The organism is Pseudoduganella sp. R-43, assembly GCF_049913255.1.
In the GTDB taxonomy this organism is placed as follows: domain Bacteria; phylum Pseudomonadota; class Gammaproteobacteria; order Burkholderiales; family Burkholderiaceae_D; genus Rugamonas.
Map to the genome: position 1 here is coordinate 3,992,543 of NZ_CP183988.1, position 17,991 is coordinate 4,010,533.

General features: G+C 57.3%; 12 protein-coding genes and 1 pseudogene. 6 read left to right on the forward strand and 7 right to left on the reverse strand.

Annotated elements, in window-relative coordinates; translation table 11 throughout:
- Positions 1 to 5: 5 nt before the first annotated feature.
- The 3 genes and pseudogenes from ACN9M3_RS18060 to ACN9M3_RS18070 all read right to left on the reverse strand — a co-directional run bounded on the left by ACN9M3_RS18060 (position 6) and on the right by ACN9M3_RS18070 (position 1,871).
- Positions 6 to 602: a hypothetical protein gene (locus tag ACN9M3_RS18060; protein ID WP_426161882.1), complete on the reverse strand. Its 597-nt coding sequence runs from the start codon at positions 600 to 602 to the stop codon at positions 6 to 8.
- A 204-nt stretch (positions 603 to 806) separates the two neighbouring features.
- A complete protein-coding gene (locus tag ACN9M3_RS18065; protein ID WP_426318198.1) occupies positions 807 to 1,139 on the reverse strand; it encodes a hypothetical protein in 333 nt (110 codons plus the stop codon).
- A gap of 97 nt (positions 1,140 to 1,236) precedes the next feature.
- A pseudogene (locus ACN9M3_RS18070) lies at positions 1,237 to 1,871 on the reverse strand (GGDEF domain-containing protein).
- A 377-nt stretch (positions 1,872 to 2,248) separates the two neighbouring features.
- Here ACN9M3_RS18070 and ACN9M3_RS18075 point away from each other — a divergent pair.
- Positions 2,249 to 2,593: a hypothetical protein gene (locus ACN9M3_RS18075; RefSeq protein WP_426318199.1), complete on the forward strand. Its 345-nt coding sequence runs from the start codon at positions 2,249 to 2,251 to the stop codon at positions 2,591 to 2,593.
- 416 nt (positions 2,594 to 3,009) lie between these two features.
- The gene (locus ACN9M3_RS18080; protein ID WP_426318200.1) at positions 3,010 to 4,917 is read left to right on the forward strand and encodes a PAS domain S-box protein; all 1,908 of its coding nucleotides are present in this window, start codon (positions 3,010 to 3,012) and stop codon (positions 4,915 to 4,917) included.
- Between the two features lie 369 nt (positions 4,918 to 5,286).
- Here the strand turns inward: ACN9M3_RS18080 and infA are convergent, their stop codons facing one another.
- From infA to ACN9M3_RS18100, 4 genes are all read right to left on the reverse strand, one after another.
- On the reverse strand, positions 5,287 to 5,553 hold the full coding sequence (gene infA / locus ACN9M3_RS18085) for a translation initiation factor IF-1 (protein WP_426161886.1): 267 nt from the start codon (positions 5,551 to 5,553) through the stop codon (positions 5,287 to 5,289).
- A gap of 900 nt (positions 5,554 to 6,453) precedes the next feature.
- The gene (locus ACN9M3_RS18090) at positions 6,454 to 6,702 is read right to left on the reverse strand and encodes a DUF86 domain-containing protein (protein ID WP_426318201.1); all 249 of its coding nucleotides are present in this window, start codon (positions 6,700 to 6,702) and stop codon (positions 6,454 to 6,456) included.
- A complete protein-coding gene (locus ACN9M3_RS18095) occupies positions 6,699 to 6,905 on the reverse strand; it encodes a hypothetical protein (protein WP_426318202.1) in 207 nt (68 codons plus the stop codon). Before ACN9M3_RS18095 ends, ACN9M3_RS18090 begins: the two co-directional genes overlap by 4 nt.
- Positions 6,906 to 7,118: 213 nt before the next feature.
- Positions 7,119 to 8,639 carry a nucleoside hydrolase-like domain-containing protein gene (locus ACN9M3_RS18100; protein ID WP_426318203.1) on the reverse strand — a complete coding sequence of 507 codons (1,521 nt, stop codon included), beginning with the start codon at positions 8,637 to 8,639 and terminating at the stop codon, positions 7,119 to 7,121.
- 1,065 nt (positions 8,640 to 9,704) lie between these two features.
- Between ACN9M3_RS18100 and ACN9M3_RS18105 the strand changes: the two genes are divergently transcribed.
- The 4 genes from ACN9M3_RS18105 (at position 9,705) to ACN9M3_RS18120 (ending at position 17,864) form a co-directional block, all read left to right on the forward strand.
- Positions 9,705 to 10,766 (forward strand): non-reducing end alpha-L-arabinofuranosidase family hydrolase, encoded by a 1,062-nt coding sequence (locus ACN9M3_RS18105; protein ID WP_426318204.1) that lies wholly within the window; start codon positions 9,705 to 9,707, stop codon positions 10,764 to 10,766.
- Positions 10,767 to 10,864: 98 nt separating this feature from the next.
- Positions 10,865 to 12,403 (forward strand): alpha-N-arabinofuranosidase, encoded by a 1,539-nt coding sequence (locus ACN9M3_RS18110; protein WP_426318205.1) that lies wholly within the window; start codon positions 10,865 to 10,867, stop codon positions 12,401 to 12,403.
- A 97-nt stretch (positions 12,404 to 12,500) separates the two neighbouring features.
- Complete coding sequence (locus ACN9M3_RS18115) at positions 12,501 to 15,575, forward strand: family 43 glycosylhydrolase (protein ID WP_426318206.1); 3,075 nt, start codon at positions 12,501 to 12,503, stop codon at positions 15,573 to 15,575.
- Positions 15,576 to 15,953: 378 nt separating this feature from the next.
- Positions 15,954 to 17,864, forward strand: coding sequence for a cellulase family glycosylhydrolase (locus ACN9M3_RS18120; RefSeq protein WP_426318207.1), 1,911 nt, complete (start codon positions 15,954 to 15,956; stop codon positions 17,862 to 17,864).
- Positions 17,865 to 17,991: the final 127 nt, after the last annotated feature.

Genomic DNA, 17,991 nt, shown 5'->3' on the forward strand with positions numbered 1-17,991 from the left:
CTAAACTACAGCCCCGGATGTGCGATGGCGTAAGTGACCGCATCACGCAACTGGTCGTACCGATAGCCGCCGTAATGAAAGCGCCCTGTTGCAAAGACGATGCGATGCTGACGCATCAAGAAGTCCTCCGCGTCTGTCGGGCGATAAGCGCTCCTCCAATTCGGCCGAAAGCCATCATCAGGTACGAACCCCTCTTTGGCATGTTCAGCGATGGCGTAGCGTAAAGCATCGCCAAAGACATCGTAACGATATTGCCGGAAGGTGTACCGGAGCCCGTCGAAAGAAATCTCGTACTGTTCCGCCAGGAGCTGGTCCGCCGATGGCTTGCGCAACGTGCCGTCAACGCATTCCGTATCCCCGGCCCCACCAGCGACAATGCCGCTTTCCATGGCAATGATTTCGCGCTTGGCGCGCGAAGTGGCGGCAACATTGGCATCCTCTCGCGTATCAAAGGCCTCCTCGGGGAACACGACGGAACGTTTGCCGAGGTTCCGGAGAATAGCAGTCGACGCGAACCTGCGCACGCCATCCTGGCAACGAAACTCGGTACATCGCAAGACGATACGCCATCCATGGAACAAGGTGTCTTCCCGCCATCTCATCGCGCACTCCTTCGCTCGCGTTGGTGAAGGATTAGTGAAATGAGGTCGCGACGAGCAAGCTCTCGTTTCAGGCGAACCACGACTTAGAGAGGGGTGTAGGCCATACCGCCATCCTGGTTAGTCCCGGGAATTAAGGCTGCCCGGCGCCAATCATTGGTCAAAGAAGCGTCATGACCCCACTATACGCGCAGCGTACGAAACCACCTATTCATTTCGGTGGCCCTGCGTGCCTTGGTGCTTCATGAACTCAGCCTCACTGGCAGCGTTGCGCTCTTCGCGCGCGGCAATGGGATCGCCGCCGCTATCAATCCGGTTTGCGGCGCGCTCGGCGTCAGTGTGCGGCCCTTCGGCACCGGTTTCATGCGCGTCATCGTCGCCCGGAGGATGCAGCATGTCCTTCAACATGGCACTTAGTTCAGCAGCATCCGGGGCCAACCCGCGCCTTTTCCTCTGATGGATATAGTGTTGGATTTCGGCTTCTTGTTCGGCGCTCAAGGGCAACCCGTGGAAAGCGGTTTCTGGTTCATTGCTGTGCACGATATCTCTCCAGTCCGGCATGACACCAAGTCTACGCTCTATTCCACAACTATTGGAAACCGATTTCGCTGTCCATGAGCGAACTGCGTTTGCCTGGCTAACTTGTTAGCGACAAGGCATGGTCGCGTGGTTGCACCAGATTGAACTCGGCGATCCGGGCAAGTATCCGCCTTGTGATTGCGCGCGGGGTCGCATTATCGAATGTGAATGCGGCAAATTTGTCCCCGCCAACACGTCCCACCACGTCGGCCTGCCGAAAGGCGCTACGAAAGAGCCGTGCTGCTTCGCGAATCAGGTCGTCTCCCGCAGCGTGGCCAGTTGGTCATTCACATTTTTTAGTCCATCGACATCGGCGAAAATGACGGCGCAGGCAAGACGCTGGCGGCGGGCGATCAACAAACACTGTTCCGATTTGGCGAGAAAACCGCGTCGATTCTGCAGGCCCGTCAGTTCATCCTGAACGGCCATTTCACGTGCTACCACTGCCTCACTCTCACTGATTCTTAACTCTTCGACGAGCCGCGATTCTGCCGCCGCATGGGCCTCGTGCTGTTCATGAACCAGTTCGTCACACTTCAGCGGATGCCACAGGGTCGTGAGCCGAATGCCCGCCAGTTCGGCGATAAGCGGGAGTACAGTGCACGCTCCGCGCTGGATAAAAGAGCCCGCGGGCCGGTCCAGCGGGACTTTCTCCAACTTCTTCCTTAGTTTGCGGCATTCCTGATGGTTCATTTCCAGGAATTTTTTCTTTCCGGGAGGATCGAGGTAGTAACAACTGTCGCCGCCCCTCGATTGCTGATCAACAAAACACCGTCAGGATTCAATGACGACAAATTCTGATAGATGGATCGTAATGCGGCTTCGACGTTTACGGCACTCATCAAAGCCTTTGCAATCCGCAACAGCATCATGTCTTGGCGCGCTCGCTGTCGTTGGAGGCAACGGGCAATGCCTGAGCTAACCACTTCAGTTCCCCACTGCCTTGCGGACCAACAATGATCGCGGTGCGACAACGCTGTAGCATTTACAAATCAGAGAGCCGGCGCTAAGCTAGAAGTTCAGCCGAATACATTATGTCATCTTCGAAATAGGACAAAGGAGACGCAGACGTGCGTGTGTTGACTGCCGCAATTTCGGTGGTAAAAATTCAGATCGATCCGCCTGATGAGGGCGGACAGACCACCGTGCTTGTTTATCAGCACGTGAATCGCAAATCACTGGCACCTTGCCAACCAGAGACGAGCTATTTTGTTGTTTCGGATGGAGAAGAGAGGCGTATCGCCAGAGCACCAGAATGGGATGACGCACTTGGTGGTTTTGAGAAAGCGTTTTGGGATGAATCCGGAAACGCTTATATTGCTTCGGATTCAATGGGTAAGATCGATCGCATCTTTCCGTCCCCTTCAATGGGCCTCTCTACTTGTTTGGATGCAGACCACCTCGACCTTCGATAAGCGCTTCCAGCCTTCCCACCAAGAGCGCATTCGTGCCCAAGCATCGAAATAGCCAGCCTTTCTCACACGTGGCCACGGTGACTTAATGAAGGGCGGCGTAATCACCCGCTATAGGTGCATTCTGCCGTCGACATCGGCAATACCATTCCATGAAGAGATAAGCCTTGCTCACCGTTCTGGCGCGATTCGACGAGGACCGTGACTTCGTGTTGGACGGATGGCGAGACGCATTCGACGAGCGACGCTAGACATGTCCTGTATCCGCGAGCGGACTGCGTCCGAGCTCCTGTTGTGACTGGACAGCCCACACCGTACGTCTGCGTTTGACCGCCCTCCCCATTCCAGCTACTCTCGATCAATGCTTCTCCATTCAGCGCCCCTGGAGCACCTGTTGGGCACATCTTTGCTACCCTGCCATGACCTTCCACGTTAAACGGCTTGCAGCACATCAGTTCGAGCAGTTCATCTCAGAGGTGGCAGACTACGCTATCTATACGATATCTCCGGAAGGCGAGATTACCAGCTGGAATGTCGGCGCGGAACAATCGACGCAATACGCCGAAACGGAGGTGCTGGGCAAGCATTTCTCGCTGTTCTGCACCGCCGAAGATCGCATTACGCGACTTCCTGAGGTGGCACTCCGCGTGGCTGCAGAGCAGCGTTTCGAAGGCGAAGGCTGGTGTGTCCGTAAGGACGGAACCCAGTTTTGGGCAAATACCGTGGTGGATGCAGTGCGTGACGTAACGGCAAAGCTGATCGGCTTTACCGTCATCACACGGGACATCACGGAGCGGGTTCGGGCGCAGGAAGCACTCTATGCGAGCGAACAGCAATTTCGGCTGCTGGTACAAAGCGTAACTGACTACGCCATCTACCTCCTTTCGCCCTCCGGCATCGTCACCAGCTGGAACACCGGCGCCGCGCGCATCAAAGGCTACGAGAGTGAGGAGATCGTTGGCCAACATTTTTCACGTTTCTATACGAACGAAGACAAGGCCGCTGGGCTTCCAGAGATCGCACTGAAGACTGCCGAGCGAGAAGGGAGATTTGAACGCGAAGGCTGGCGCGTCCGCCGGGACGGCACCCGATTCTGGGCACACGTCGTCATCGACCCGGTGCGGGACCGTATGGGCCAACTGATAGGGTTTGCCAAGGTGACACGCGACGTCACTGCGAAACGGTATGCCGACGATGCACTTGCGCGTGCGAAGGACGCGCTATTCCAGTCCCAAAAGGTAGAAGCACTTGGCAAGCTGACAGGGGGCGTCTCGCATGATTTCAACAACCTCCTGAACGTCATCGTCAATGGTTTGCACTTGCTAAAACTCGAATCGAACCGTGAGACGCAACAGCGTACGATCGATACAATGGAGCGCGCCGCAAAGCGCGGCGCCAAATTGACGCAACAGTTGCTGGCCTTCGCGCGCCAGCAGCCGATTCGGCAGGAGCATGTCAACGTCAATCAGGTATTGACAAGTTTTGAGCCCGTCCTCCGGCGCGCAATCCGCAGCGATATCTCGCTCGATCTGTCTCTTGCTCCCCATTTGCCCGACATCCTGGTGGACGAAGCCCAACTGAAAGCAGCAGTGCTCAACCTGGTCGTCAATGCTCGCGATGCCATCCAAGGGAACGGCAGGATCGTGATCAGCACAGAACTGGACGACACCCCTGCCAAGCGGCCAGATACCGGAACTGGGATCGCGTGCGACATTCTCCTGAGAGTAGAAGATACTGGGACAGGGATGAGTGAAGAGGTCGCTCAACGGGCTATCGAGCCTTTTTACACGACCAAGCCGCTCGGCGAAGGCACTGGACTCGGCCTCAGCCAGGTTTACGGACTCGCGGGACAGTCGGGGGGCACTCTCACTCTCGCCTCTTCGCTGGGCCGCGGCACCATCGTCACGCTTGCCATCCCCATAGTAGCAAGCGCAACCGCGAACGCATCCACATCATGTCCCATCAAGGTCCTGGTCGTTGACGATCAGCCTGAGGTACTGGAGATGACCGTTCAGCTCATCGAGAGCCTCGGATACTTAGCTCTCTCCGCGCATAGCGGCCAAGCGGCCCTGGACCTGCTGAGTCACGAGCCCGGCATAAGCATTCTCTTCAGCGATGTCGTGATGCCTGGGATGAACGGCCTCGAATTGGCGTCGAGTGCGATCGAACTGGCACCTATGCTGAAGGTGATCCTCGCAACCGGGTACATGAATTCCTTCCTGCTCGAGCAGCGGCACGGCTTCGGATTGGACAATTTCCCACTGCTGCAAAAGCCGTTTTCCTTCGAGGATGTCGCCCGACAACTGAAAGTGCTCGCCACCACATGAAAGGTGAGACCGTGATATTCCCTGGTTGTCGATACGGTTAATCCGGAAGCCTCGACGGCAAAGCCGGCTTGAGCTAGCGCTTGTGGCGCACAAAGGAACTTCCGACGAGACTGGATTTTGGAAATGCCCGTCAAAGCCCGTCAGCTGCAATGCATGATGGGCTTGTCCAGTTCCGTTCTCAAATAGTGCGGGCCGGACACCTGTGCCGTTATACTGATTGTCTTGAACTGCCCACGAGCACTCAATGCACTGCTACCAGACTGGCTTTCGAACCGCGTCGCCACAAAGTTTATGCGGTCACGTGAGGACCGCACAGACAACTGGATGGTACGGACGCCCATTTCCGAATGCTTATCTTTGTGATCCAGGTTAGCGGCTGCGCCGGAATGCATTGCGCGGCGCCGCCCGCTTCGGCGAATCGATGTGACGGAATGTGATGCGCCCCTTGCTCAGGTCATACGCCGACAACTCAAGCGTCACCCGGTCACCCGCGAGGATGCGAATAAAGTTCTTTTTCATACGCCCTGCCGCATAAGCGATCAGGCGATGCCCATTTTCCAGTTCAACACGAAAACGGCTGTCAGGAAGCACCTCGTGCACCACGCCCGGCATTTCAATAAGGTCTTCTTTTGCCATCTCTCACAACCTTCGCACAATGTGGATATTGGTGGCGCGAGAACCCCACGCCGACTCGGTGAGCTCATACGAAACGAGCTTTTGCTCGAGTAAGCCGGCAGATTGATCTCCAACAAAGTCTCCAATCTCGGCTGCAATATCGCATCCCCCAGCATCCGGTCTGATCTGACCGATGCCCTTTAGCCTGCTAAACCAATGAATCGTGCCTGTATGTGTGCTCATGTGCTGCTCCTTGCTGTAGACGTGCGAACCCAATTCTCAAGTAGAGCCAGTGGTCGAGGATCGGACAGGAATGGCCGCCAGGCCGAGACAGGTAGGAAACAGGACGGTGACGAAGTACCGAAGTGGGAGGTCAGTGTATAGGAAGTTGGCCAAATCACCTAATCTGCTTGTTCCGATAGTTCTTCAATTCAACATTCTCTGAGGGGAGAACTGGGCAAGCATGAGCCGGCCCGAATAAGCACGTCCCATGGGTAAATGGGTTGCACGTTCCCAAGCTGTTGATTTCCTTAGAAATTGTACAAAAACGCACATCAGTTCGAGGCGTAGGGCCCTGCAGTACGTTTGCAGTGTTTTGGAGGAAGTTATGCAGGCACTGTGATCGGCTTTGCGTTCATGGGGAGCAAATCATCCAGGAGCGAGGAATCAGCGTTACAGGAACTGGCCAGAATTAAAGCTCATTGATAATTCTGTGGGGCGATCATGCGATTTTTCTGGCAAGCGTATGCACCTAAAAATAAAGCCCTGTAAAAACAGGGCCTTACTGGTCATTTAAGCTGGAAATCTAATATTGCCATTTGGAAATTCACTCCCACTCGGATATCATCGAGGTTTATAAGGCCCTGATTTATTGCCGTTTTTCTGATATCGAAAACTCCAATACCATCAACAATACCATTATCAAAACCTTGACGCCGAGCCATCAAAACCCTGAACTTCACTATACTTGCAATGACATTCTGCACCTAACCTACAGTACAGGAAGGTCGGTGTGAATCGTCTTCCAACTTTGAAGTAAACATAGGCAACTGCGTTGCGCATCTCGTAAGCGAACGCCAGCGGCAACTCGGGATGCCGTGTTGCGAACTCCGGATAATGTTTTTGGATGTTGTTGCTAGCCTCGCCCAGGATCTCAAGGTTACGGATCACGGCATCCTGAACCAGCTCTTTCGCAAAAAGACGACTTCGTCCAGATTATCGGTGTATCGAGTGATGCGTTCGATCACCTGCAACATGTGCGCAAGATAGTCGATCAAGCGCTGCTCATCCTTGCTCATACAGGCACAGCTTTTGCGAAAACGGCGGCACTGAATTTCTCTGGCAGTGCTTTCGAGTGGGTCAGCGAATTTCATCAGGGCCAGCGGTAACGCCGCACACAAGGCCGGATAACTGCGACTTTTCTAGTCTTAAATTGCTTGAAATACCTTGCAAAAGGGAGGCGTCCATATAGATTGAATCGCCGCGCGTCTAAGCCGCCTGCCGACCTACCAGCAGGCGGGCCACGTGGGCCGTCATGGCGACGCCCGTGTGCGCAAGATCAGAGCCGTGCTTCTGGCGCAGCCTGCTCAGGGCGCAGACGGCACGAGAGTGACGATGACGCGTCGGTAGCGCGTCAGCGCTGGTCTGCCCTTATCGACCACCTTTACGATGAAGTGGGCGGTCTCCGTCTTGGTTACCACTGGCGCCTGCCCCGATACGGTATGATGATTTTCCGCATACCCCAGCTTGATCGGCTCCCTGTAGCTGCCAGCTTCCGGGTACTGAAACCACAGGTAGCTCAAGCTATCTCCATCGGGGTCGGAGCTGCCGGCGGCGCTCATCACGAAGTTTTCGCCGGATTTGATGGTCAGCCGATCGCTATGACCGAGCTTGACGACCGGCGGATGATTCGCCTCCTTGTATGGCTTGGTGGTCCAATCCATTCGAGCTGCGAAATCGTTCTGAAAGTCTTTGCGCCAGCGCATGATGGTGGTTCTGTACCCAGTGAAAACCTTATCGTGAGCCCGCACGCTGCGGAAATAGTCGCTGTTGACCATCGGAGTGTAAGTATCCACGGCGTTGGTCCAGATGGCACGGGGCTCTTGCAATAATGGTACATTGCCGGTGAAGCCTTTTGGATCGGTTGTCTCCAACGCTGGCGTGTACAACTCGTAGCGCCCACCCCAGCCGCCCCAGTCCGGATGCTCGGGCGCGTTCAGGCCGTTTGGGATCAAGGAAAGGAAGGATGGCGTATCGCCCTCCACGCTAAAAGAGACATCGGGATAGATCGCGCCCAGCGGTCCATGCCCCTGTTGAATATTCGTAGCGATCCAGTCGTTGCTGACCTCCGTGCTGTCGAAGCCCGGCTCGATCGTGTGCATGCCGGTCCAAGTGCCATTGCCATACCCGCCGGGGCTGACGATATAAAACAGTTCGGGAAACCGAGTGCGCATCCAGATTCCGGAATCGTCCTGATCGGAGATCGTATAAACGCGCAATTTACTTACCAGGTGAGCAGCCTGCTCCGGGGTCCTGTCGCGGCCAATGCGATACAACGCTTGAGCGAGAGTATTTGCACCGCCCCAGACCGCAACCCATAGCGGCCGCGTGTCATTTTTTTCCAGGGCCTTGATAATGGCGTCCGATCCCGGCGAGTCCTTGCCATCGCCGACACCAAGCATACCGTACAGTTGCCGGCCGGAGCGCACCACGGCTTTCAGCCTCGCCGGTTTCGGAAAACCCGGTTCGTGCTTCAACAGCTGGGGTTGTACTCGGCCGTAGGCGTCGATGATCGCATGGATGGATTCCGGAGCGACACGCGACTTCTGATGCGTGGAGGTAGTGGCGACGATGCCTTCGATATCGATCTGGTTCGCGTACAGAAGCAAGCGCACGAGCGACTGGCTGTCGTCGGGATCGGCCTCGATATCGGTGAGAACAATCAGGCGTTGTTTCGGTTCGGCGAAGCTAAGGGCCGGCACGCAGGCCAATAACGCCATCGATATCGTCATGATTGGAAGTAGTCGCATCATCTCTGTATTGGATTGGGCGCCGGTGGCGCGCACCGCGTCGCCGAAGATCTGGTGGTAAGAATTGAGCGTCGACAAATTGTCACACGGCCAAGAAGGTTTTCTACGGCCAAGCTGAAGCATAGAGAGGACGGCGCAGTCGACGGTAGCGATTTTTCTGGAAATGCTTGCAGTGTGCGGATAGTTGAAAGACTTGGGGATTTACTTCTGTTTGCCGAGTGCTCTGACGGTGAAGCCAATCCGGCGAGCCGCTTCCGTATGGCGCAGTTTGTTCAAGCCGCAGATGCCGCACACGCGCCAAGTCTACTTGGCCGACACAAGGCGGTCATATTGGAGGTGATGCGGCGCGCTCACGAATTCGGCTTGCCAGCAGACGGCAGGTGCGCGCCAACCACGAGCGCTGCCAAGCTGGAATTGGCTTGGCGCGTGAGCAGTGGCCACGGCAGGCGGGTTGCCGCCGATTGCCCGATACTCAAAGCGCTCTATTGTTGACTTCTGCGGTTGGGATCTTGGTGGTCCAGCAGCAGCACGGCGGCGGCTCGGCGCCCCGTCGCCATCGGAACAAAGCGATGGCCAGCCTCATTGCGCATCGCCGGCACGAGCCAGACGTGCGGTAAAAGGACACGGGATGGCAGGCACCGAAATAGCGCTAATGGTGAAGATAGTACAAGCGTGCAGATAATCGCATTGATTATGCACTTCCTTGCGGTCGATGTGCGGCGACGGCGGTACGGCCGCTGGCACTCAGGTGGTGGCTGGCTCGAACAGCGGCCCTTTAAAGCGCGCAATAGCAAAATCTGCACGAGCTCGCGTACCGGCCGTGCAGAATTTTCGCCCAAGGCCGTCATGGCAGGCGGCGGCCCATTTTGGCGTGTATTTTTGCCGCAAAATTTGGGATAGACTCCGCCGGATTGCTGGGCAGGTGGCCGGACGCCCCATCCCGCAAACGAAACCAGTCAACGGCATGTCGGGCGTGTTCGGCGCCGACAGTGGCGGCGGCAGCTGGCGCCGCATCCCCGACGATAAGCATCAGTTTGGCGGTATCAGACCCATGGCGGCCGATCAGAACGAAACAGGATGCGCTGGCGGACGCATGCTTCGATTCGGCCGTCTACGTGTGCCAAGAAAGAGAGAAAGATCTCAATGAAACTAAAAAAATGCAGTATGGGGGTGACCTTGTGGGCTGCCTTGGCAATATGTGGCTGTGGTGGGAACAAAGCAATTGCCAACAGCCCTACCGAGCCTGCCAAGACGACATTTGATTGGACTTCGAGTCCGCCGCTTATTGCGCCACAACCAGATCCAACTCAAAAAATTTTCGGCGTGAAGGATCCTACGGTTGTTTACGCGAACGGCAAATATCACGTATTCATCACGACGGCCGGGTCTACTGGTTGGGGTCTCGGGTACACAAGCTTCGACAAGTGGTCGAACGCGTCGGCTGCGAAAATAGTCCCACTTAACAAATCCCCTATGGGCCCAGGTTATCGCGCAGCGCCGCAAGTATTCTATTTCGCTCCGCAGAAAACATGGTACCTGGTCTATCAAGGCGCCGATCCGCTGTATTCGACCTCGAAAGATATCGACGATCCCCTGTCCTGGAGCGCGCCGAAAAAGTTCTTTCCAGTCGAACCCGACATCGTCAAGGCCCCGCTCGGTGTTGGCTGGCTGGATTTCTGGGTGATTTGCGACGACAAAAAATGCTATATGTTCGCTACCGACGACAATGGGCGTTTGCTTCGATCCGAAACCGGGTTAAGCCAGTTCCCGAATGGTTTCCGCAATACCGTCGCCGTCATGACCGAGAAGAAGGAAGATCTGTTCGAGGCAAGCAATACCTACAAGATTGCCAACACGAACACCTACATTACTCTGGTAGAGGCAATTTCGCCAAAAGGACGTTACTTCCGCGTTTGGAAGAGCGATAGCCTGGGCGGGAAATGGGAGCCATTCTCTTCCGCGCCAATGAACGCTTTCGCGACTAGCGATAACGTTGAACAGATTTGGTCGGAAGGGATTTCCCACGGTGAAGTGGTGCGGACTAATACCGATCAGACGATGACAATCGATCCTTGTCGGCCGCTCGAATACCTCTTCCAGGGGAATGACCCTGCAGTGCGTGTGGACGATTACATCAAAATTCCATACCGGTTAGGTGTTCTCACGGCAAAGGGTGAAAACCCGGTGAGCGCCCTCTGCCGCTGATCCAGCGGCCTACATCGAACGCTTCCTGCAGGAGCTGCCGCGCAGCCGGCGGCTCTGCCGCAATCCTTAAAAGACATATTCTGGAATCCGATCTCCGTATGAACATTATCAGACAAAGCCTCGTCATTCTCGGCATGATCGCGGCACCGGCTTTTGCCGCCAGCCAGGTCAGCATCAGCATCGACGCCGGCAAACCCGGCACTGTCATCAACAAGAACGTGTACGGCCAGTTCGCCGAACACCTCGGAACCGGCGTCTACGAAGGCATGTGGGTCGGCCCGCAGTCGAACATCCCCAACACCAGGGGCTGGCGCAACGACGTCGTCGGCGCGCTCAAGGAGTTGCATGTGCCGCTGGTGCGCTGGCCGGGCGGCTGTTTCGCCGACACCTACCATTGGCGCGACGGCATAGGCCAGCAGGACAAGCGGCCGAGCAACGTCCACGCCAATGGCAGCGTCGACCAGATCAACGCCGTCGGCACCCACGAATTCTTCGACCTGATCGAGATGCTGGGCGCCGAGGCCTACGTCAACGGCAACGTCGGTACCGGCAGCGTGCAGGAAATGTCCGACTGGGTCGAGTACATGACTGCGGAAGGCGGCTCGCCCCTGGCCAGGCTGCGCGCGCAGAACGGGCGTGAAAAGCCCTTCAAAGTCGCCTACTTCGGTATCGGCAATGAGTTGTGGGGCTGCGGCGGCAACATGAAGCCCGACTACTATGCGAACCTGTACAGCAATTACGAGCATTTCCTGCGGGCGCCCGAGAAGTCCAGGCCGAAAATGATCGCCAGCGGCGGCAGTGGCTTCGACACCGCGTGGACCCAGGTCCTGAGCAAGGAACTGAAGGACCGCACGACCGGCATCAGCGTTCACCAGTACACCATCCCGACCGGCAAGTGGGACGTCAAGGGCAAGGACCTCGGCTTCAAGGAAGGCGAGTGGATCTCGACCCTCGCCAATACCTTGAAAATGGATCAGCTGATCAAAGATCACGTGGTCGTGCTGGACAAGAACGATCCCGAAAAGAAGATCGGGCTGATGATCGACGAGTGGGGTACCTGGTATGACGAAGTGGGTGCCAAGAGCGCGTTGTTCCAGCAGAACTCCCTGCGCGACGCGCTCGTGGCGGCGCTCAACTTCCATATCTTCCACGAGCACGCCCAGCGGGTCCCGATGGCCACCATCGCCCAGATGGTCAACGTCCTGCAGGCAATGATCCTGACCGACAAGGAGAAAATGGTCCTGACCCCGACCTACTACACCTTCCAGATGTATGTGCCGTTCCAGGATGCCAGGTCCCTGCCCCTGGCAATCAAAGACAACACCAGCTACACCCTGGGCGGATTGACCATTCCCGGCGTGAGCGCTTCTGCGGCGCGCGCCAAGGACGGCAAGCTCTACCTGGCGCTGGTCAACACCGATCCGCACAAGGCGACCGATGTTGCCATCAACGTCGCCGGCGCCAAGGTAACAGCCGCGACTGGCAAGCTGCTGACCTCGACCATGATGGACGCGCACAACACCTTCCAGTCTCCGCAGGCCATCAAGCCGGCGACCTTCAGCACGCGTGCCGCAAGCGGCAAGCTCTCGATCAAGGTACCCGCCAAGGCCGTGATGGTAGTCGCTCTGGAGGAGTAATCGCCGCACGCGCAAGCGCTACGTGATCGCAATGTCCACGCACGCCCATCGGCACCGATGTGCAACATCCTGTCCGCTAACCACTTTTCGACCCCTTATGAAACCAACCAGCCTCGCCGCCGTGCTTCTTGTGTCCGCATTTGCCTCGCTGCCTGTGATCTCCTATGCGCTCAACCCGGTTATCCAAACGATGTATACCGCCGATCCGGCTCCGATGGTCCATAAGGGCACGCTCTACCTGTTCTCCAGCCACGACGAAGACGTCGGGGAAAAGAACAACTTCAAAATGAAGAACTGGGTGCTCGCCACGACGACGGACATGGTGAACTGGACCCAGTATGGCGTGATCGCCTCGCTACGGGATTTCCCCTGGGCCGCCAAGGAGAACTCCGGTTGGGACGGTTTCGACAACGGCGCCTGGGCTCCCCAGGTGATCGAGAGGGATGGCAAATGGTATCTCTATGCGCCGGTGCACGGCCGGGGCATAGGCGTGCTGGTGGCCGATAATCCCCTGGGGCCCTACAGCGATCCCCTCCGGAAACCACTGATCGCCGGCCACGCCGGCGGCCTGTACGACAGCATCGATCCGACCGTGTACGTCGACGACCAGGGCCAGGCCTATCTCGCCTGGGGCAATCCCAATCTGTGGTCGGTGAAGCTGAACAAGGACATGATTTCCTACGACACCAGCGTCGGTGAGAACGGCATCATTGGCCACCCGATGACCGTCAAGGCACTGGGCGAGCGCAACCCGCCGGACACACAGGGCGTCACGTTGCCCAAGCCTGCTCTGCGCGGCACATCATACGAAGAGGGTCCCTGGTTCTACAAGCGCAAGAATCTCCATTACCTGTTTTTTGCCGGTGGCCCCATCCCTGAGCACCTCGCCTACTCCACCGGCCCGACACCCGAAGGCCCGTGGACCTACGGCGGGGTCGTCATGCCCCCGCAAAGCGCCTTCACCAACCACCCGGGCGTGATCGACTACAAAGGCAAGACCTACCTCTTCTACCACAACGCCGCGCTGCCGGGAGGCGACGGCTTCAAACGTTCAGTGGCCGTCGACGAGTTGAAGTTCAATCCGGATGGCTCGGTCCAGATGGTGCAGCCGACCAAGGAAGGGCCGGCGCCGATTGCCACCCTCGCCCCCTACAAGCGCGTCGAAGCCGAGACCATCGCCTGGGCTTCCGGAGTCAAGATCGAGCCCAGCAGCGCTGGCGGACAGAATGTGCGGGACATCCACGACGGGGACCACATCCAGGTGCGCAATGTCGATTTCGGCGAGATCGGCGCGCGCGCCTTCATGGCAAGCGTCTCCAGCACGGCCAAGGCGAAGCATGCCACTGGCGCGCAGATCGAGATTCGCCTGGACAAACTCGACGGCCAGTTGATCGGCACGCTGGCGGTCGCGGGAAGCGGCGGCCAATGGATGTCGCAGTCCACCCGGATCGCCGCGGTCTCCGGCGTCCACGATCTTTTTTTCGTGTTCCGCGGCGCGGCAGGCGAAGAACTGTTCAAGTTCGATTACTGGCAATTTTCCGAACGCGAACAGCCCGATGCGTCCCGTCCCCTCGCGGCGGCACAGGCGAGTCCTGCCCATAACCCCCTGATCTGGGCCGACGTCCCGGATATCGCAATCATCCGAGTAGGAAAAACCTACTACATGAGCAGCACGACGATGCACATGAGCCCGGGCCTGCCGATCATGAAGTCGACGGATCTGGTCAACTGGAGCATGGCCTCCTACGCCTATGACACCCTGGCCGACGACGAAGCCTACCGCCTCGAGAACGGCAAGAACGTCTACGGCGCCGGTTCCTGGGCCAGCAGCCTGCGCTATCACGACGGCGTGTTTCATGCCTCGACTTTTGCCGCTACTGCGGGAGGACGCACTCATATCTTCACCACGCGCGATCCCGATCGCGGCCCATGGAAGGAGACGAGTTTCGAGCCCCTGATGAACGACCACAGCCTGTTCTTCGACGACGACGGCCGGGTCTATATGGTCTGGGGCTGCAACCGCATCATGCTCACCGAGCTGAAACGCGACCTCACCGGCATCAAGCCCGGCGGCGTCAACAAGCCCATCATCGAGCACGTCAACGCCCTCTTCGGCGCCGACCAGGGCGGACTCTGTGGCGAGGGATCGCAGCTTTCCAAGATCAACGGCCGCTACTACCTCTTCAACATCGCCTCTCCCAAGACCCGCTGGGCGCGCACCGTCATCGTCCACCGCGCCGACAAGATCGACGGCCCCTACGAGGGCCGCATCGCGCTCGATGACCGCGGTATCGCCCAGGGCGGCCTGATCGACACCCCGGACGGTAAATGGTATGCCTACTTGTTCAAGGACAATGGCGCCGTCGGTCGCATCCCCTACCTTGTACCCGTGACCTGGAAAGATGGCTGGCCTGTGCTGGGCAAGGACGGCGAGGTGCCCATGAAGCTCGACCTCCCTGCCGGCGGCCAGGGCACCTCCGGCGCCTCCGGCATCGTCGCCTCCGACGAATTCGACCGCCTGCCCGGCGCCCTCGACCTGCCCCTCGCCTGGCAATGGAATCACAATCCCGAGCCTCGAACCTGGTCGCTCACCAAGCGCCCTGGCTACCTGAGCCTGGTTACCAGCCGGGTCGATTCCAGCCTGCCCGAGGCCAGGAATACCCTCACCCAGCGCACCTTTGGCCCTGACAGTTTCGCCACCACCAGCATCGACGTGAGCGGCATGCAAGACGGGGATTGGGCTGGCCTGGCCGCGTTTCAGAAGAAGTATGGTTTTGTCGGCGTCAAGATGAGCGGCGGCGCCAGATCGCTCGTCATGGTGAGCGCCGACTCCGACCACCCCGAGGAGATCGCCTCGATTCCCCTCTCCGGCAAAACCGTTCACCTCAAGGTCGAGTGCGAGTTTCAATCTGCGTCCGGTGACGCCCGCTTCGGCCTCGACGAAACTGGTGCCAAGACCTACGGCATGCCCGGCGCGCCTGAACTAGCCCGCTTCTCCTACAGCCTCGACGGTAAATCCTGGACCCCTATCGGTCGCCCCTCGCGCCTTGCTTACACCTTCCCGCACTTCATGGGTTACCGCTACGCGCTTTTCTTTTATTCGACCAAGACCTCTGGCGGCCGCGTCGACTTTGACTACTACCGGATCGGCCAAAGCGGGGCCTCCCGCTGACCGCCTCGCCATCACGGGACAAGCAACGGCATAGTGCGAATGGCGAAGATTTTAGAAGGTGCAGAAAATGGCATAGATACTGCACTTCCTTGCATTCGGCCTGCGGCGATGGCGGCGCAGCCGATGGCGCCTTGATGGTGGCCCGATTTGAACGGCCGGCTGTAGAGCGATCAATAGCAGAATCTGCACGAGTATCGATACCGGCCGTGCAGAATTTTCGAGCGCCGCCAGAATGGCCGGCGGCAGCGCATTTCAGCGTCTATTTTTACCGAATTTCTTGGGATAGACTCGGCCGGTTTGCTGGGCAACTTGGCCTGCCCACCGTCCTGCAAGCGAAGCCAGACTTACGGAAGTAGCCGTCTCGCGGGCAGGCATTCCATGTCTCCCCATAACGTTAATAATGATGAGGTAATTGAAATGAATAGACGTTGGATCAATACATTCCTTCTTATGACTTTAGGGAACGTTGTGAGTGCGCAGGCTCAGACTTGCACTCCAACAGCGGTGACACCCTATATTCATTCGTCTGGCGCCTGGAATATGTCGGCGGCTGCAACGGTGAATGCCGGGAGCCAGATCGTATTTGGCCCGCAACCAATACAAGGCGGCCCCTGGTCATGGAGCGGGTCCTGCGGGACATCAGGTTCTGCGCGTGAGCAAATCGTTACGCCAAGCGCTAGCTGCAGTGCAACAGCTGTCTACACCAACAGTTGCGGTGCAAAAACTGCGCAGGATTTCACGATTACGGTTCCTCTTTATCCTAATTACAATACCAATCCACTTCCTCCGGATGCGACTGGCATGAGCAGCAATGCCAAAGAGTTGGCTGCCAAGATGAAGCTGGGCACGAACATTGGCAACACCATGGAGGCTTGGGGGTGCAGCCCCGCCGCAGAGACTTGCTGGGGTCTGCCCATGGTTTCTGCCGCCTACGTCAAATTGGTCAAGGACAGCGGTTTCGACGCGATTCGGATCCCCGTATCCTGGGATCAGTATGCCGATCAGGTCACTGGAAAAATCAGCGATGCTTGGCTCAACCGCGTGAAGCAGGTGGTGCAGTATGCCGTGGATAACGGGCTCTACGTGATCGTCAACATCCATTGGGATGGTGGTTGGTTGGAGAGGAATATCTCCGAAGAAAAGAAGGCCGCAGTCAACGCCAAGCAGAAAGCCTATTGGGAGCAAATCGCCACGAAGCTGCGTGACTTTGACGAACGTGTCTTGTTTGCTAGCGCTAACGAGCCCGATGCTGAGACTGCCGAGGAAATCGCCGTTCTTGACAGCTACCACCAAACCTTTGTGGATGCGGTTCGTTCGACAGGCGGCAAGAACGCTTATCGGGTGCTGGTGATCCAGGCGCCAAGAACCGACATCAATCTGGCTCACGAACATTGGGATGTCATGCCATCCGACACGGTAGCGGGTCGCCAAATGGCTGAAGTCCATTTTTACCCGTTCAGTTTTACGCTCCAGGACAAGGATGAACCGTGGTCACAAATGTTCTATTACTGGGGCAATGGTTACCACTCGACGACCGATACCTATCGCAATTCGACGCGAGAAGAAGAGGCCCATGTCGATGAACAATTCGCCAAAATGAAAACCAAGTTTGTGGACCAGGGAACGCCAGTCGTGTTGGGGGAGTACGCCGCAATGCTGCGTCCTCACCTTACTGGGGATGATCTCGCCCTGCATCGCGCTTCGCGGGCGTATTACCACCAATACGTGACTCGCAAGGCGCTTGAAAATGGCATGTTGCCGTTCATGTGGGAAGTCGGCGTGGACCCCGGTCTGTTGTTTGACCGCGGTACTCCGGCTGTAGGGGATCAGCAAACACTTGATGCACTTTTGGCAGGCGCTGGCAAAGCCATTGTATTGGATACTCGCCCAAATAAATGGGCCTTGAGCAGTGGCGCCACAAGTGGTGGATCAGCTTCGTATACCCAATTTACTCTAAGCCAAGCGGGCGCTGCTGCCGGCTACACGTTCGCCAATCCGGTTAGTTGGACCGGGGCGAGCCTGAAAGTGGTCCTTAATTTCGACCAGGCGTTTGTTTCAAATCAAAATGGAGGAATGGATCCCTTGTTCCAGTTCTACACTTATTCGGCCAATTGGGCTGCTTCCGAGTTTAAGTGCTGGACTGAAAATAGAACGCTGGTTGCAGGTCAGGATACAGAGTTCACGTGTTCTGGTTTTGGCCTCCAGAACGCAGTGGGGGTAGGTATCCAATTCGCCGGCTCCGCAGGTTCGGTGACCATTAAACGAGCGAGTATCAGGCTTGCTCAATAAGATGCATGAGCAGTTGCGACGCCTCGCGCGACGCGGCTGCTCACCGGCGCGGAAAGCATGTTCCTCGTTGCCAACGCGCCGCCGCCTGCTTAAGTTGTCGACCTCTTATCGATGTTTATTTTCTGTA

Excerpts from the sequence above, each read along its gene's own strand:
- ACN9M3_RS18110 (WP_426318205.1), top strand. The coding sequence starts at position 10,865 with ATGAACATTATCAGACAAAGCCTCGTCATTCTCGGCATGATCGCGGCA.
- ACN9M3_RS18105 (WP_426318204.1), top strand. The coding sequence starts at position 9,705 with ATGAAACTAAAAAAATGCAGTATGGGGGTGACCTTGTGGGCTGCCTTG.
- infA (WP_426161886.1), bottom strand. The coding sequence starts at position 5,553 with ATGGCAAAAGAAGACCTTATTGAAATGCCGGGCGTGGTGCACGAGGTG.
- ACN9M3_RS18060 (WP_426161882.1), bottom strand. The coding sequence starts at position 602 with ATGAGATGGCGGGAAGACACCTTGTTCCATGGATGGCGTATCGTCTTG.
- ACN9M3_RS18095 (WP_426318202.1), bottom strand. The coding sequence starts at position 6,905 with ATGAAATTCGCTGACCCACTCGAAAGCACTGCCAGAGAAATTCAGTGC.
- ACN9M3_RS18080 (WP_426318200.1), top strand. The coding sequence starts at position 3,010 with ATGACCTTCCACGTTAAACGGCTTGCAGCACATCAGTTCGAGCAGTTC.
- ACN9M3_RS18120 (WP_426318207.1), top strand. The coding sequence starts at position 15,954 with ATGTCTCCCCATAACGTTAATAATGATGAGGTAATTGAAATGAATAGA.
- ACN9M3_RS18115 (WP_426318206.1), top strand. The coding sequence starts at position 12,501 with ATGAAACCAACCAGCCTCGCCGCCGTGCTTCTTGTGTCCGCATTTGCC.